Below are 16,057 nucleotides of genomic sequence, written 5' to 3'. Positions count from 1 at the left end.
GGCTTAGCCGCGGAGCCGGGTCATGGTGGGGTCGTACAGCGGATCCTGGGTGACGGTGGCAACAATGCGCCGTCCGAAGTACTCAATTTCCACCGAGTCGCCCACTGACACAGCGCTTGGGAGGTAGGCGTAGGCGATCGGTTTGCGCACGGTGTAGCCGTACGCGGCGCTCGTCACGTAGCCGACGGCCTGGTCCTTGTAGAACACAGGTTCCTTGCCCAGCACGATGGACCGGCCGTCGTCGACCGTGAGGCACCGCAGGCGCCGGGCGGAGTTCTCCTCCGTGCGGCCTTCCAGGGCTGCCTTTCCGACGAAGTTGTCCTTGGCCATCTTGACGGCGAATCCCAGGCCTGCTTCGAGGGGGTCGTGTTCGGTGGTCATGTCGGTGCCCCAGGAACGGTAGCCCTTTTCCAGGCGGAGGGAGCTGAAGGCTGCCCGGCCGGCTGCAATTATGCCGAAGGGCTGGCCTGCTTTCCACAGCGCGTCCCAGAGGCGCTGGCCGTTGTCCGCGCTGGTGTAGAGCTCCCAGCCCAGTTCGCCAACGTAGGACAGGCGCATGGCCGTGACCGGCACACCGCCGATGACCACATTCTTGGACCGGAAGTATTTCAGCCCGTCGTTGGAGAAGTCGTCGCTGCTGACCGCACCCACCACCTCGCGTGCGAGCGGGCCCCAGAGGCCGATGCAGCAGGTGCCGCCGGTGGTGTCGCGGACCTGGACCCAGTCGCTGGCCGTGCCGTTTTCGGTCTGGTGCCGGGCTGCCCGCTCGAAGTAGGCGGTGTCGATGTTGCCGTTGGCGCCGAGCTGGAAGGTGTCTTCACTCAGGCGGGCCACGGTGATGTCACTGCGGATGCCGCCTGCGTGGTCCAGCAGAAGGGTGTAGGTGACGGCGCCGGGCTTCTTGGACATGTCCGCGGTGGTCAGTTCCTGCAGCAGCTTCTGGGCTCCGGGGCCGGAAACCTCAAGGCGCTTGAGGGGGGTCATGTCGTACATGGCGACGGCGGTACGGGTCTTCCACGCTTCGGCTGCGGCGATGGGGGAGCTGAACATTCCGGACCAGGCATCCCTGGCGGGCGGCTGCCAGTCGGCGGGCATCTCCTTGAGGAGGTCTGCGTTGGCTTCGAACCAGTAGGGACGCTCCCATCCGGCGCCCTCCAGGAAGAACCCGCCCAGCTGCTTGTGCCGGGCATGGAAGGGGCTGACCCGCAGGTTGCGGGGGGAGAGCTTGGGCTGCAGCGGGTGGAGGACGTCGTAGATTTCCACGAAGTTCTGCTGCGAGGTCTCGCTGACGTATTCGGGGGTGAGCTGCACGTCTTCGAACCGGTGGATGTCGCAGTCGCCCAGGTCGATGCGGGACTTGCCCTCCACGAGGAGTTCGGCCACGGCGCGGGCGATGCCTGCGGAGTGCGTAACCCACACGGCCTCGGCAACGAAGAAGCCGTCCAGTTCCTTGGATTCGCCCACCAACGAACCGCCGTCGGGGGTGAAGGAGAAGATGCCGTTGAAGCCATCCTCGATTTCGCTTTCCCGCAGTGCCGGCAGGATCTGCTTGCTTGCTTCCCACGCGGGCAGGAAGTCCTCCAGCGTGAAGTCCAGGCGTGAGGGCATGTTGTGCTCGCTGATCTCATTCGGCTTGAGGCTTCCAAGCTCGTCGAGGTCCACGGGCATGGGGCGGTGGGCGTAGGAGCCGATGCCGTACCGGTCACCGTGTTCGCGGTAGTAGAGGTCCTGGTCCTGGTGGCGCAGGATGGGCAGCTGGGCGCCGTTCGGCAGTTCGTTCTTGCCCTTCTGGGCGGGTACGGGGGTGGTCTTGACGTACTGGTGTGCCAGCGGGAGGAGCGGAACGGACATCCCGATCAACTCGCCCACCTTGGCGCCCCAGAAGCCGGCGCAGGAAACCACGATGTCCGCAGGGATCACGCCGTCGGAGGTCTCGACGCCGGTCACGCGGCGGTTTGCCTGCTCGATACCGGTCACCTCGGTGTTGCCGATGTACTTCACGCCGGCGGCTTCGGTGCGCTTGATCAGCAACTGCACGGCACGGGCTGCAAGTGCCAGGCCATCGGTGGGGACGTGGAGGCCACCCAGGATGTCTTCCTCATTGATCAGCGGGTAGAGCTCCTTGCACTCCTCACGGGAGAGGATCCTGCCGTCGATGCCCCACGATTGTGCATACCCGAGCTTGCGCTTAAGGTCGGCAAGGCGCGTCTCCGTGGTGGCGACTTCCAGGCCGCCCACCTGGTTGAAGCAGCTGACGCCGTCCTCGGTCAGGGACAGCAGCTTTTCCACCGTGTACTTGGCGAACAGTGCCATGGACTTGGACGGGTTGGTCTGGAAGACCAGGCCGGGGGCGTGGGAGGTTGACCCGCCCGGCATGTTGAGCGGGCCCTGGTCCAGGACCGTGATGTTGTTCCAGCCCCTGGTGACGAGCTCATCGGCGAGGTTGGTGCCGACGATGCCGGCTCCGATGATGACAATGCGTGGCGACGATTCCATGTGGTTGCTCCTGCTGCTGTTCGTGTCTAAGTCTGTTGATGGGGCGCGGCCCGTTACCGGAACACGACCGTGCTGGACTCATCCAGCAGCACGCGGTGTTGGCAGTGCCATCGCACAGCCCGGGACAGCGCGAGTGCTTCCGCATCCTGCCCCACCGTGGACAATGCCGACGGACCATAGCTGTGGTCCACGCGGATCACTTCCTGCTCGATGATGGGTCCCTCATCCAGGTCTGCGGTGACGTAGTGGGCGGTGGCGCCCACCAGCTTGACGCCGCGGTCATAGGCCTGGTGGTAGGGGCGGGCGCCCTTGAAGCCAGGGAGGAAGGAGTGGTGGATGTTGATGGCACGGCCTTCCAGTGACCGGCACAGGTCGTTGGAAAGCACCTGCATGTACCGGGCCAGGACCACCAGGTCCACGTTGTACTCCTCCACCAGGTCCAGGAGCCGGCGCTCGGCGTCGGCCTTGGTGTCTGCCGTCACGGGGATGTGAATGAACGGCAGGCCGGCTGCTTCCGCCATGGCGCGGTGGGTCTCGTGGTTGGAAACCACCAGGACCAGGTCACCGCCCAGGGTGCCGCCGCGCCAGCGGAAGATGAGGTCGTTCAGGCAGTGGCCGAACTTGGACACCATCACCAGGACGCGCTGCTGGGTCTGGTCATGGAAGCTGAATTTCATGTCGAAACGGTCGGCGATGGAACGGAACTCTTCTTCGAGCATGTCCGGGGTGTAATCGGGGGAACCTGAGAACGCGGTGCGCAGGTGCAGGGTCTCACGCAGGCTGTCGTCGAACTGCTGGTGTTCGTCGATGTTGAAGCCCCGCTCGAACAGGAAGGTAGTCACGGCCTGGACGATCCCGGCGCGCTCGCGGCACGACAGTGTGAGTACGAATTTCTGCGCCTGCTCCTGGACCGGTTGCGCAAGTACAGCAGCTGATGACTCTGTTTGCATGAGGGTCATGTCCCCTCCTCCTTCAAAGATATATCCCTGTGTATCGGACTGATATATTAGGTTGGAGATCAGCGTATACTGGTCCATGAGTGAGGTCAATAGTCATTTCTGGCCCGAGGAAGGGGTCCTAGCGTGGCGTTTGAAACTTTGGCGGTAGCTGACGATGTCAGCAGGAAGTCCCTTGCGGATGTGGCCTATGAGAGCATCCGCGACCGGCTCCTGATGCTGGACATCAAGCCCGGTGAACTCCTCAATGACGACTCTCTTGCCAAAGCCCTTGGCGTGGGCCGCACGCCCATCCGGGAAGCCCTGAAGCGGCTGGAGCTGGACCGCCTGGTGGTCACCTACCCGCGGCGCGGCACATTCGCCACTCGCGTGGACGTCACGGATCTTTCGTTCATCTCGGAAATACGCGCCCAGCTTGAGCCCCTTGCGGCCTCGCGTGCTGCGCGGGTGGCAACTGAAGCCGTCCGGGCACAGCTGCGGGCCATCCTCAAAGATGTTGAGGCCTTTGATGCCGGCGCCGCCTCGGTGACTGAAACGCTGAGGCTGGACGCCCGCGTGCACCAGGGCATCTACGCGGCAGCAGCGAATCCCCACCTTGAGGACATCCTCATCCGCTATGACAACCTGGCCACCAGGATCTGGTGCATGGTCATCGACCGTCTTCCGGATCTTTCCCTCCATGTGCACGAACACCTCGACCTGCTCCGCGCCGTCATCGAGGGTGACGAGGCCAGGGCTGCCGACCTGGCGCGGGTGCACGTGAGCGGATTCGAACACGCGGTCCGGGAGGCGCTTTTCAGCGCCTAAGTTTTGACCCGGTGCGCTATGGGTGCCGGGGCCTCATTGACAGGAAATGTGACCTGCAACATACTTGAGCTGACTTTTGATATATCAATGAAATATCAGCTCGTATGGTGCCCAGGATGACGAAGCCTGGCGCCCGGACGGTGGAGGAACATATGAAACCAGGCGCATCCGCAGACACGGTTTCCGCAGGCGGCAGCCTCACCAGGACGAAGAAGGGCACGTCCGGCAGCCAGAACGGACGTGGAATGCGCGGTGACTGGGCGCGCTTGACCGGCCACACCGTTGAAGTGTGGCTGCTGGGCGAGCACGTCATGACCGGGGTGGTTGACCAGGCCTCGGAAGACGATTCGGTCCTGTGGATAGCCGGTGCGGGCATCAGTACGCGCCGGCTCTTCGACAAGTCCACCGGCTACCAAGTGTGGGCCTGAGGCAGCCAAAGTCCCGCCGGGCTCCCGCCAACGTGGCTGGGGGACGTATTCTTAGAACAAGGTTTTGCAGTAGGCCGAAGCGCTTCAAGCAAGGCATGGAGTATGGCCGCTGAACCCTCGGGGCAGGTTGGCTGGGGACCTCTTCCAATGCCACCGGAGCCGGTATTCGACAGCAAGGACGTCGAGACCTACCTCTGGGAAGTCACCCGTGACTTCATGACGGACATCAAGGGTGAAAGCCGCGGCATCAGCTGGGCGGCCACCCTCTTCCGCCTGGGTAAGGCGCACACGCTTGCCGCCAGTACCGACCAGGCGCGCGAGGCGGACCGGGAGCAGTGCTCCTTTGCGGACGGCCCGGTCATGGAGGCGCTGCGGACGGGCGAATTCGTCCTGCTCTCCGACCTCAGCCGGGACAGGCGCTGGCCGGGGTACTCCAGTGCGGCCGCGGGCCACGGCGTCCAGTCGCTCCTGTCCGCGCCCATCGTCTCCGAAGGCGGGGCGAGCGCGGCCATCAACCTTTACGGCTCCGAGCCCCACACGTTCACCAGCGACGACCTCCTGCGGAGCCGCAACTACGTGCAGCAGGTGGCCCGCGCCCTGCGCGTGGTGGTCAGGGTGGCCGAGCGGGCGGAAGCGACGGCGGGAATCGCCGTGGTGCAGAGCTCGCTGGTGCTGGTGGACCTGGCCGTGCGCAGCCTGATGAACGAGTACGGCCTCAGCCGGGAGGGTGCCCTCCGGTTCCTGCAGACGCAGGCGCTGCACCATGAACTGGACCTGCGGGACGCCGCCTTGAACGTGGTGGTGCCTGGAGCGGCAGCGGGAATGGGCGGGCCGGCAATGGACCTGCCCTTGGCAGACCGGCCTGCCGCAGAGCCTCCACAGCCGCAGCAGGACATACCCGACGGCGCGGCGGACTGGCGCCTGCCTGCGCCGGCCGAGCTGGATCAACAGCCACAGATGCCACCTGGGGCGGGGGCCGCAAAGAAGCAGCGCCCGCCGTCGCGTCCACGAAGGAGGACGGCATGACGACCGAAGAGCAGGACCTGCGGGCCGGCACCGGGGCGGGGGAACGGCACCCCTGGCGCCGCTTCGTGGTGATCGGCGATTCCTATACCGAGGGCGTGGGAGACCCTGAACCGCGCAGCCAGGGCGGCCTCCGGGGCTGGGCGGACCGGGTGGCGGAGGAGTTGAGCGACGGGCAGCCGGACTTTGCGTACGCCAACCTTGCCGTGCGGGGCATGCTGCTGGGGCAGATCCTGGACCGCCAGCTGGCTCCTGCGCTGGCCCTGAAGCCGGACCTGATTGGCATGTCCGGGGGTGGAAACGACGTGATCTTCCGGCTCGGCGATCCGGACAAGCTCGCGGAAAAGATGGATGAGGCGGTGGGCCTGGTGACCGGAACCGGCGCCACAGTCCTCCTTTTCGCGGGGCCGGACTGGGGTGATATTCCCGTGTTCAGCCAGATCCGCGGAAGGGTGGCTATTTACAACGAGCACCTTCACAGGATTGGCCTGCGGCACCACGCCATCATGGTGGACCTGTGGTGCCTGCCGGAGCTGCAGGACGGCAGGATGTGGGACCGGGACCGGCTGCACCTTTCGCCGCTGGGCCACCATGCCGTAGCGGTGGCCACACTCAACGCGCTGGGTGTTCCGCACACCCTCAAGCCCCTCCAGCCCCGGCCGCTGCCGGTCCAGGGCTGGACCCAGGCCCGGGCGGAGGACCTGATCTGGGCGCGGCAGTATTTCCTTCCCTGGGTGCTGCGGCGCCTGCACCCCCGTCCCGACGATGATTCCCTGGTGGCGAAGCGCCCACAGCCGGGACCCATCTTCGGCCTGGGACGCCCGGGACCGTTCCCCCCGGGGCACCCGGCCGGGCGCAGCGCCGCGAAGGGCGCCGCCGTCGAACGCGACGTGGAAGGGGAGGAATCGGACGAGGTGGCCTGAGCGGGGTCGCCCCGCAGCCTGCAGGTGTAAGCGCCTAGCGCTTCTTCGGCGCCCGCTTGGTGGCGTCGTTGGCCGCGGCCTTGGCTGCCGGCGGCAGGCCTGCCTGTTCGGACTCCGGCTCGGCCACGGTGCCCCGGGCCTTCGCGATGGCCTTCATTCCGTGGTAGATCACCAATGCCGCGGCCGAGCCCAAAGCGATGCCGGTAAAGGTCAGCTCGCCGATGGTCCAGGTGTAGTCAGCGATGCCGATAATCAGGGCCACGGCTGCCGTGGTCAGGTTCACGGGGTTCGAAAAGTTCACCTTGTTCTGGACCCAGATCTTCACGCCCAGGATGCCGATCATGCCGTACAGCATGGTGGCGGCGCCGCCCAGGACGCCCGGCGGGACGGTGGCGATGAGTTCGCCGAACTTGGGGGAGAAGCTCAGCAGGATGGCGAAGATGCCCGCCACCCAGTAGGCCGCCGTCGAGTAGACCTTGGTGGCGGCCATAACGCCGATGTTTTCAGCGTAGGTGGTTGTTCCCGAGCCGCCGCCGAAGCCGGCGAGGACGGTTGCGGCGCCGTCGGCCATCAGCGCACGTCCGGAGACGCCGTCGAGGTTCTGCCCTGTCATGGCGGCCACTGACTTCACGTGGCCAATGTTCTCGGCCACCAGCACCAGGACCACCGGCACGAACAGGCCAAGGACGCCGATGTGGAACTCGGGGGTCTGGAACTGCGGAAGGCCCACCCAGGCGGCGGCCTCCATCTTGTCGTAGCTGACCTCGCCGCGGAGCATGGCCACGAGGTATCCGACCACCACGCCCACCAGGATGCTGAGCCGGCCCAGGATCCCGCGGAAGAGGACGCTGACCAGGATGATGGTGGCGAGGGTGACGACGGCGGTGACGGGCGCGGCGTCGAAGTTCTGCTTGGCGGCGGGGGCAAGGTTAAGGCCGATGAGCGCCACGATGGCGCCGGTGACGATGGGCGGCATGAGGCGGTTGATCCAGCCTGCGCCGAACTTCTGCACGATGGCGCCCACGAGGGCCAGCGCCGCGCCGGCGAGCACCACTCCGCCCAGGGCGCCGGGCACGCCGAACTGCTGCTGGGACGCCATGATGGGGGCGATGAACGCGAAGCTGGAGCCGAGGTAGCTGGGCACGCGGCCCTTGGTGATCACCAGGAACAGCAGCGTGCCGATGCCGGAGAAGAACAGGGTGGTGGCCGGCGGCATTCCGGTGATGATGGGGACCAGGAATGTTGCGCCGAACATGGCCACCACGTGCTGCATGCCCACGCCGATGGTCAGCGGCCAGGCCAGCCGCTCGTCAGGCGCCACCACGTGGCCGGGCTTGATGGATTTGCCGGTGCCGTGCAGCTTCCACTTGATTCCGAGCATGCTCATGGGCTGGGCCTTTCACAGGGGGTTGCCGCCGATGGCGAAGATGAACTGCCACCAGAATACCGCCCGGCAAGGCTGTGCCGAAGGTCACGTACCGTCACGGGAAGAGGGCGGGAGAACTTGAAGTTGCAACTATGGACAGCAGAGAGGCCACTCCGGCAGGCGGGGCGGCGCAGCGAAAGGTATGCCAATGACCATTGCACATGAAGAAGCGGTTATCGATCCGGCCGCCGTCGACGCCATTTTCGCCCAGGCCCGCACCGCCAACTCCTTCCAGGGGGAAGTGACCCGAAGAGCAGGCCCAGGCCATCTACGAACTCACCAAGTTCGGCCCCACCGCCTTCAACTCCCAGCCGCTGCGCGTCACCTACGTCCGCTCCGATGAGGCCCGCGCCAAGCTCGTGGACGCCCTGATGCCCGGCAACCGCGCCAAGACCGCGTCCGCCCCGCTGGTGGCCATCCTCAGCTACGACACCGACTGGGCCGGCCAGTGGGACAACTTCCTCCCCGGCTACAACGCCCCCAAGGCCATGTACGACGCCAACCCTGAGCTCGCCGCGGCCACGGGCAACAACAACGCCCACCTGCAGGCCGGCTACTTCATCCTGGCGGTCCGCTCGCTCGGCTTCGCGGCCGGCCCCATGACCGGCGCGGACTTCGGTGCCATCGACGAGGCCTTCTTCCCGGCCGGCGACCAGAAGAGCTTCCTGGTGGTCAACATCGGCCAGCCTGCCGAGGACGCCTGGGGCGAAGCCAAGCCCAAGTTCGCTTACGAGGACGTCGTCCGCACCGTCTAACCCCCCCCCAGGCGGTGGTTGAGCCTGTCGAAACCCCGAATGCTCTATCACTTATGGTCCTTCCGGCCGCCCGGAAAGGACCATAAGTGATAGAGCATCGGTGGTTAAGGAGTGGGAAACTGTGCCTATGCCGATGCGGAACCTCATCTTCGTGGCGTTCGTCGAGCCGGTGGCTGAAGGCCAGGTGTTCCTGCGGTCCGCGTGGCCGCTGCACATTACTTTGGTGAGGTTCGACGTCGGCTCTCCGGACAGTGCCGACGCCATCGTCCGCCTGGCAGAACAGGCCGGCCCGCACGCATCCGAGGCCCTCGGTGCCGGCCTGACAGTGGGGGAGGACGCGGCCTTCGGCAGGAACGGAACCGTGCCCGTCAGCCTGGTGGACCCGCACCCCGCCCTCCAGGCACTGCACGAGCAGCTCGTCCATGCGGTCACGGACCTGGGCGCCACCATCCTGACCCCGCGCCACACGCTCTCCGGCTACCGCCCGCACGTCTCCCACCACGGCGCTGCAGGAGCGGGAGTAAAGCGCCTTCACCCCGGAGACGCCGTCGTGCTTGACCGGATCGCCTTGGTGGACATGGCGCCGGATGGTGACCACACCATCCGGCGCGTGCTCCGGCTGTGGAGCCGGGAACCGGACGCCGGCTCTAGGCGATGACGCCGTCCACCAGCGCCTTGGCCTCGGCCTGGACCTGCTTGAGGTGCTCCTCGCCCTTGAAGGACTCTGCGTAGATCTTGTACACGTCCTCGGTGCCGGACGGGCGCGCCGCGAACCAGGCGTTCTCGGTGACCACCTTGAGCCCGCCGATGGACGCGCCGTTGCCGGGTGCCTCGGTGAGCTTGGCGGTGATGGCCTCGCCGGCCAGTTGAGTGGCGGTAACGTCCGACGGCGACAGCTTGCCGAGTGCCGCCTTCTGCTCACGGGTGGCTGCTGCATCAATGCGTGCGTAAACGGGGGCGCCGAACTGGTCGGTCAGGCCCTTGTACAGCTGTGAAGGGGACTTGCCCGTCACAGCCGTGATCTCCGAGGCGAGCAGGGCCAGCAGGATGCCGTCCTTGTCCGTGGTCCACACGCTGCCGTCCTTCTTGTTGAAGGAGGCGCCGGCAGATTCCTCGCCGCCAAAGGCACCCTCGCCGGAGAGCAGCCCGGGCACGAACCACTTGAAGCCGACCGGCACCTCCACGAGCTTGCGCCCCAGGCTTTCGGCCACGCGGTCGATGATCGAGGAGGACACCAGGGTCTTGCCCACCACCGAGGCGGGGTTCCAGCCGCTGCGGTTCCGGTAGAGGTAGTCAATGGCGACGGCGAGGTAGTGGTTCGGGTTCATCAGCCCGCCGTCGGGGGTGACGATGCCGTGGCGGTCCGCATCCGCATCGTTGCCGGTGGCCACATCGAAGGCAGAACCGCCGTCGGACATCCGCTTGATCAGGGACGCCATGGCCGCGGGCGATGAGCAGTCCATCCGGATCTTTTCGTCCCAGTCCAGGGTCATGAACGCCCACTGCGGGTCCACCGTGGGGTTCACCACGGTGAGGTTCAGGTGGTGGCGTTCGCCGATCTCGCCCCAGTAGTCCACCGCTGCGCCGCCCATGGGGTCGGCCCCGATCCGTACGCCGGCGTCGCGGATGGCGTCCAGGTTCAGGACGGAGGGAAGGTCGTCCACGTAGCTGCTGAGGAAATCGAACTTGCCGGTGGTGTCCGCGGCCAGCGCATCGGCCAGTTGGACGCGCTTCACGCCGCGCAGGTCGTTTTCGAGCAATTCGTTGGCGCGGTTGGCGATCCAGCCGGTGGCGTCGGAATCGGCGGGTCCGCCGTGCGGGGGGTTGTACTTGAAGCCGCCGTCAGCCGGCGGGTTGTGGCTGGGAGTGACCACGATGCCGTCCGCCTGCGGAGCTCCGGGTCCGGCGTTGCGGTTATAGGTGAGGATCGCGTGGCTCAGGGCCGGGGTGGGGGTGTAGCCGTGGCGGGCATCGATGAGGACCTGGACGCCGTTGGCGGCAAGCACCTCCAGTGCGGAGTTCTGTGCCGGCTCGCTCAGCGCGTGCGTGTCCTTGGCCAGGAACAGCGGCCCGGTAACGCCCTGCGCCGCCCGGTATTCAACGATGGCCTGGGTGATGGCGACGATGTGTTTCTCGTTGAAGGATGCCTTGAGGCTGGAGCCGCGGTGGCCCGAGGTACCGAACACCACCCGCTGGCCTGGATCACCCAGGTCCGGGGTGAGGTCGTAATACGCGTCAAGGAGCGCAGTGATGTCAACAAGGTCCTGGGGTTGGGCAACTGTACCCGCGCGGCTAGCCATGGCACCAGCATGCCAGAACCTCGCGGCAGTCAAAACGAACCCGCCGGAATCCGGGCACCTGTGACGGCGCCGCGTCATGAACCGGTGGGACGTTAACCAAGTAGCCAACCTGAGTACAGGCCCCGCAAAGTACTTATATACCGGGGCCTGCCGGCACTGTTACGTTCGAAAAAACCGGGAAAAACATCCGTAAGCAATGGACGACGGCGGCCTGCCGCCCTCGTCCCTCCGGCAGGGAAGCAGGGACGGCCATGGGGGCAGGAGACGGAGCAGCCGAGCAGTCCAGGCTGGCCGCTGAGAGGGTTGCCAGGCTCAAGCGCCGGCTCGACCAGGCCGAGCATGCCACAAAGGCGTGGGATGCAGGGGCCGCGGGCGGACAGGTGGTGGCGGACAAGCTGAGCGAGCTGGTTCCGCGCGGCTGGTATGTGCTGCACGACGTGCACTGGCCCGGGCGCCCCAAAGCAAATCTTGACCACGTCCTGGTTGGGCCTGGCGGGGTTGTGGTGGTGGACGCAAAAAACTGGACCGGCGAAGTGCGCGTTGCCTCCGGGGTGCTGTGGCAGGGGCGCTACGCCCGCACCCAGGCGGTGGAAGGCGCGCTGGCCCAGTGCGCCGCGGTGGCCTCGGTGGTTGACCCGCCGCATCGCAGGCTGGTCCGCCCCCTCATCTGCATGGCCGCGCAGCCGGACCTCTTCGGCATCACCAGCTCCGACGTCGCGGTCGCGGGATCCCAGCGTTTGGTGGGGGCCATCGAGTCGTTGCCGCCCGTTCTGGACCAGCAGGCCGTGGTGGGACTGTACGAGCATCTGGGCCAGGAGCTCACGCATGAGCAGGAGCCGGGGATCACGGCCTTCCGGAACGTCCGGCCAGGAACCGTGGTCCACCCAACAGGGGCCCTGCCGCCACGTGGGCCGGCGGGCAAGGGCGCTGATACTGAACAGGCATCGGCTCAGGACTCCGTTTCCCAAGGTGGCCCCGCGGCGGGCAAGCACACCACGAACAGGAGCGGGAGCTCTGCCCGGCATCCGGCGGGCCGCCACCTTAAGGCAGCCGGGGTGCGGCAGGGCCGGAACGTTAAGGCCCACCAGCATGCGGGAGCCGGTGCGGGACGCCTCGCGCTGCTCGCCGCGTTCGTCATTTTCGCCGTTTATATCCTGCCGTACTGGGGGTACTAGCCCCGCGGCCGGCACGTGACCGCGGCTGTTCCGTGCCAAGCCGGGAGCGGGCCGGAACCAGCAGTTTGCTGCTGGCCTGCCGGACGGTGGCCGTGAGGCGGTTGAGTCCTTCGGAGTCCAGGGTCCAGGACTGCCAGTAGAGGGCTACGTCCTCGTGGCTGTCCTCCAGGCGGACCAGGGACCCATCGGCGATCTCTCCGGTGAGCTGCAGCTCCGGGATCATTCCCCACCCCAGTCCGGCCCGGGCGGCGGCGAGGAATCCTTCCGAGGACGGAACGGTGTGCGTGGGCGGAGGCTGCTGGATACCTTTGGCATCGAGCAGCTGGCGCTGGAGGGTGTCCTTGGCGTTGAACTTCAGCACGGGCATCGCCGCCCAGTCCGGGCCCTCCGGAGTGGTGAACCGGCCATGCAGTCCGGCGGCGGCCACCGGGATGTAGCGCATATGCCCCAGCAGCTCTACCCGGCAGCCGCTCACCGGAACGGGATCCGAGGTTACTGCGCCCATCACTTCCCCTTCCCGCAGGAGCTGGCTGCTGTATCCCTGGTCCTCGACATGGAGGTCGATGGTGGTGTCATCCCATTCGGCGGCCTCTGCCAAAACCGGAACGAACCAGGTGGCCAGCGAATCCGCATTGACGGCCAATGGCAGGTGGGTCCGGGACGACCCGCCGCTGCCCAGGGCGTTCGATGCCTCCGCCTCGAGCACCTGCACCTGGCGGGCCATGCGGAGCAAAAGCATGCCGGCGTCAGTGGCCGTGCACGGCACCCGGCGGTGCACCAGGACCTGGCCCGCCGAGGCTTCCAGGGCCTTGATCCGCTGGCTCACGGCGGACGGGGTGATCCGCAGCGCGTCCGCTGCAGCCTCGAAAGTCCCCTCGTCAACCACTGCGGTCAGTGCCTTCAGGCGCTCGAAGTTCATGAAGAAATTCTAATGGAACAGAAGAATCTGTTTTTTGTCTTCATCATACGGTCCCTTTAGCGTCGAAGCATGTGGACTATAGGGATAACGGGACTTCTGACCGGCCTCGCGCTGATCGTGGCGATCGGGGCGCAGAACGCCTTTGTGCTCCGCCAGGGAATCCGGCGGGAACATGTGGGTGCGGTCGTGGCCGTGTGCATGGCGGGCGATGCATTGCTGATTCTTGGCGGCACTGCCGGCATCGGTGCCCTGGTCACCCGTTTTCCGGAGGCCCTGGAGGTGCTGCGCTGGGGCGGGGCTGCCTACCTGCTGTGGTTTGCGGTCCGGTCCTTCATGGCGGCGTTGAAGCCCTCGTCGCTGACCGAGCAGCCTCCGCGATCGAAGCACTCGGTGGTTGCCACTGCGGTCGCCTTGACCTTCCTGAACCCCCACGTCTACCTGGATACGGTGGTGCTGCTGGGCAGCCTGGCCAACCAGCAGGGCTCCGGTACGCGGTGGATCTTCGCAGGCGGCGCCGTCACCGGCAGTGTGCTCTGGTTCTCCGCCCTGGGGTATGGGGCGCGGAGGCTGGCGGGGGTCCTCGGCAGCCCGCGGACCTGGCGCTGGGTGGACCTGGCCATCGGGGTGTTGATGCTGGTGCTCGCCATCAGGCTTGTAGTGCACTGACGGGTTCCGGAGGACGGTTCGGCGGTAGGCTGGGAATCAAAATCCTAGGGGGAAACCTTGACTGACCAGCCTGCCCGGCGCCCTGAATATCCGGGGCCTGACTACCCGGGCGCAGACCCGCAACCCAACGTGCCGCCGTCGGGCTATGAACCGCCCCGCTTCGTGCCGCCTTACGGCTCGGATCATCAGAACCAGGGTGCGAGCCAGTACCCGGGCAGCCAGTACCCCGGCAATCAATACCCTGAAAATCACTACGGTGGCGACCAGCACGGCGGGAATCCGTACGGACGGCCGGCCGGCGCTTATCCGCAACCGGCTCCGTACGGACAGCCCGCCTATTACGGGATGCCGGCCGAGCCAAAAACATTGAGCATCGCCAGCATGGTGTGCGGCATCGCCTCCGTGATCATGGGCTGGCTGCTCCTGCCGCAGATCGCGGCGATCGTCACGGGCCACATGGCGCTCAAGCGGGAGCCGTCCGGCAAGGGCATGTCCATCACCGGCCTGGTCCTGGGCTATCTGTGCCTGCTTGGCTACGGCGCCTTTTGGCTGCTGCTCATTATCGGTCTGGCATACGCCGGCACCACGTCGACGGGCACCTTCTAACCCCCGGATGCGCTATCACGTCTGGTCCCTAAGACACGGTTTTAGGGACCAGAGGTGATAGGGCATCCGGCTTTTAGGCTTTGCCCGCGGCTGCCAGCGGAACCCTGTCCTCCGCCGGAGCGGGCGGGTAGATGGACTCCGCGGGCGCCCGGTTGGTGGCCTTGGCCCAGGGGTAGTAGATGGCGAGGGTGACCACGATCCCCACCAGCCAGGAGATGTCCGCGCCGCCCAGCAACTTGGTGACGGGACCGGTGTACAGCGCCTGCGCCAGGAACGGGATCTGGATTACGACGCCGACTCCATACGAGACCAGCGCAGCCGCGTTCCAGCGGCCGTACCGTCCGTCCGGGTTGTACAGCGCCGGGATGTCCAGGCGGTCGCGGGAGATCTTGTAGTAGTCCACGAGGTTGATCACCGACCAGGGCGTGAACACCATCAGCAGCAGCAGGACGAAGTTCTTGAAGAGGTTCAGGAAATCCTTGCTGGCGAAGAGCGCGATGAGGACGCTGGCGCTGATCACCGCAACAATGAACACAATCCGCAGTGTTTTGGACACCGAGTCGCGGCGGTTGACGGCGGTGCTGATGGTGACGCCGCACATGAAGGCCCCGTACGCGTTGAGGCAGTTGACCGTGAGTTTGCCGGTGACGATCATCAGGTAGATGAAGACGGCGATCAGCCCGCCGCCGGCAAGGTCGCCCATGTAGCCCACCTGGTTTTTCAGGAAGTCACCGCCCAGCTTGGCTGCGGAGAGGCCGCCGGCGATCGCGCCCAGGGTCATGGCCCACTGCGCGCCGCCCACCGATCCGGCGAAAGTGTACCAAAAGGTCTTCCGCTCCGACGTGCTGGCCGGCAGGTAGCGGGAGTAGTCGGCGACGTAGGGGCCGAAGGTCAGCTGCCAGCCGGCGCCGAGGGCGATCGCGGTCAGGAACGTGGGCCACTCGAAGCCCTTGACCATCATCACCTGCGTCACGTCGAACTTCGTGAAGACCGCCACCGTCAGGTACAGGAACCCGGCCAGCCCCACTACGGTGGCGATCCGGCCCAGGGCATGGATGTACTTGTAGCCGAGGATGGCCAGCAGGGCGGTGGCGGCGCCGAAGATCAGGATTCCGACGGCGGGCGCCTCCACCCCGAGCATCAGGTTGATCGCCTGGCCTGAAAGGACGGTGCCCGTCGACGCGAATCCGATGTACATCAGGATGACCAGCACCAGCGGGATCACCGCCCCGTAGACGCCGAACTGCGCACGGCTGGAAATCATCTGCGGAAGGCCCAGCCTGGGGCCCTGCGCCGAGTGCAGGGCCATCACCGCACCGCCCACCACGTTGCCCACCAGCAGGCCGACTATTGCCCAGAACGCGTCCGCGCCAAACACTACTGCCAGCGCGCCGTCCACGATGGCAGTGATCTGCGCATTGGCGCCAAACCAGAGCGTGAACTGCCCACGCGGGCTGCCGTGGCGCTCGCCGGGCGGAATCATTTCGATTGAACGTGCCTCTACGGCTGTACTTCCTGCGGCCATGGCCAAAACTCCTTGGGTGATAAAACGTGGGTTCCATCACACTGGGTTTGCG

The 16,057-nt window shown here is 66.2% G+C and carries 14 protein-coding genes and 1 pseudogene; 9 read left to right on the top strand and 6 right to left on the bottom strand.

What is annotated here, in order from left to right:
* Positions 1 to 3 precede the first annotated feature (3 nt).
* Positions 4 to 2,496: a GcvT family protein gene (locus B5520_RS09985; protein ID WP_079596910.1), complete on the bottom strand. Its 2,493-nt coding sequence runs from the start codon at positions 2,494 to 2,496 to the stop codon at positions 4 to 6.
* A gap of 53 nt (positions 2,497 to 2,549) precedes the next feature.
* On the bottom strand, positions 2,550 to 3,455 hold the full coding sequence (gene purU / locus B5520_RS09980) for a formyltetrahydrofolate deformylase (protein WP_079596909.1): 906 nt from the start codon (positions 3,453 to 3,455) through the stop codon (positions 2,550 to 2,552).
* Between the two features lie 123 nt (positions 3,456 to 3,578).
* On the opposite strand from purU, the gene B5520_RS09975 reads away from it, so the two are divergent.
* The 4 genes from B5520_RS09975 (at position 3,579) to B5520_RS09960 (ending at position 6,633) form a co-directional block, all read left to right on the top strand.
* Positions 3,579 to 4,259 (top strand): GntR family transcriptional regulator, encoded by a 681-nt coding sequence (locus tag B5520_RS09975; protein ID WP_079596908.1) that lies wholly within the window; start codon positions 3,579 to 3,581, stop codon positions 4,257 to 4,259.
* Positions 4,260 to 4,411: 152 nt separating this feature from the next.
* Positions 4,412 to 4,687, top strand: a complete 276-nt coding sequence (locus B5520_RS09970) for a hypothetical protein (RefSeq protein ID WP_254865536.1) — start codon at positions 4,412 to 4,414, stop codon at positions 4,685 to 4,687.
* Positions 4,688 to 4,789: 102 nt separating this feature from the next.
* On the top strand, positions 4,790 to 5,713 hold the full coding sequence (locus B5520_RS09965; RefSeq protein WP_079596907.1) for a GAF domain-containing protein: 924 nt from the start codon (positions 4,790 to 4,792) through the stop codon (positions 5,711 to 5,713).
* Positions 5,710 to 6,633: an SGNH/GDSL hydrolase family protein gene (locus B5520_RS09960; protein ID WP_079596906.1), complete on the top strand. Its 924-nt coding sequence runs from the start codon at positions 5,710 to 5,712 to the stop codon at positions 6,631 to 6,633. The genes B5520_RS09965 and B5520_RS09960 overlap by 4 nt, the downstream gene beginning before the upstream one ends.
* 34 nt (positions 6,634 to 6,667) lie before the next feature.
* Here B5520_RS09960 and B5520_RS09955 read toward each other — a convergent pair whose 3' ends face one another.
* Positions 6,668 to 8,020: a uracil-xanthine permease family protein gene (locus tag B5520_RS09955; protein ID WP_079596905.1), complete on the bottom strand. Its 1,353-nt coding sequence runs from the start codon at positions 8,018 to 8,020 to the stop codon at positions 6,668 to 6,670.
* Between the two features lie 187 nt (positions 8,021 to 8,207).
* Here B5520_RS09955 and B5520_RS09950 point away from each other — a divergent pair.
* Both B5520_RS09950 and B5520_RS09945 read left to right on the top strand, forming a co-directional pair.
* Positions 8,208 to 8,814 (top strand): annotated as a pseudogene (locus B5520_RS09950) (malonic semialdehyde reductase).
* Between the two features lie 133 nt (positions 8,815 to 8,947).
* On the top strand, positions 8,948 to 9,472 hold the full coding sequence (locus tag B5520_RS09945) for a 2'-5' RNA ligase family protein (protein ID WP_079596904.1): 525 nt from the start codon (positions 8,948 to 8,950) through the stop codon (positions 9,470 to 9,472).
* Here B5520_RS09945 and pgm read toward each other — a convergent pair.
* Positions 9,462 to 11,114, bottom strand: coding sequence for a phosphoglucomutase (alpha-D-glucose-1,6-bisphosphate-dependent) (gene pgm / locus B5520_RS09940; protein WP_079596903.1), 1,653 nt, complete (start codon positions 11,112 to 11,114; stop codon positions 9,462 to 9,464). The two genes, B5520_RS09945 and pgm, sit on opposite strands and share 11 nt — an antisense overlap.
* Before the next feature lie 251 nt (positions 11,115 to 11,365).
* On the opposite strand from pgm, the gene B5520_RS09935 reads away from it, so the two are divergent.
* Positions 11,366 to 12,289 (top strand): NERD domain-containing protein, encoded by a 924-nt coding sequence (locus B5520_RS09935; protein ID WP_079596902.1) that lies wholly within the window; start codon positions 11,366 to 11,368, stop codon positions 12,287 to 12,289.
* Here the strand turns inward: B5520_RS09935 and B5520_RS09930 are convergent.
* Positions 12,249 to 13,208: a LysR family transcriptional regulator ArgP gene (locus B5520_RS09930; RefSeq protein ID WP_079596901.1), complete on the bottom strand. Its 960-nt coding sequence runs from the start codon at positions 13,206 to 13,208 to the stop codon at positions 12,249 to 12,251. The genes B5520_RS09935 and B5520_RS09930 overlap by 41 nt on opposite strands.
* Positions 13,209 to 13,277: 69 nt before the next feature.
* On the opposite strand from B5520_RS09930, the gene B5520_RS09925 reads away from it, so the two are divergent.
* Both B5520_RS09925 and B5520_RS23045 read left to right on the top strand, forming a co-directional pair.
* Positions 13,278 to 13,874 carry a LysE/ArgO family amino acid transporter gene (locus B5520_RS09925; protein ID WP_079596900.1) on the top strand — a complete coding sequence of 199 codons (597 nt, stop codon included), beginning with the start codon at positions 13,278 to 13,280 and terminating at the stop codon, positions 13,872 to 13,874.
* A gap of 57 nt (positions 13,875 to 13,931) precedes the next feature.
* Complete coding sequence (locus B5520_RS23045) at positions 13,932 to 14,480, top strand: DUF4190 domain-containing protein (RefSeq protein ID WP_079596899.1); 549 nt, start codon at positions 13,932 to 13,934, stop codon at positions 14,478 to 14,480.
* Between the two features lie 73 nt (positions 14,481 to 14,553).
* Here the strand turns inward: B5520_RS23045 and B5520_RS09915 are convergent, their stop codons facing one another.
* Positions 14,554 to 16,005 carry a purine-cytosine permease family protein gene (locus B5520_RS09915; protein WP_079596898.1) on the bottom strand — a complete coding sequence of 484 codons (1,452 nt, stop codon included), beginning with the start codon at positions 16,003 to 16,005 and terminating at the stop codon, positions 14,554 to 14,556.
* Positions 16,006 to 16,057 lie beyond the last annotated feature (52 nt).

It is taken from the genome of Arthrobacter sp. P2b, from assembly GCF_900168295.1.
GTDB lineage: Bacteria > Actinomycetota > Actinomycetes > Actinomycetales > Micrococcaceae > Arthrobacter.
Note: the sequence above shows the minus strand (reverse complement) of the source record. Positions and strands in the feature narration are given on the sequence as shown.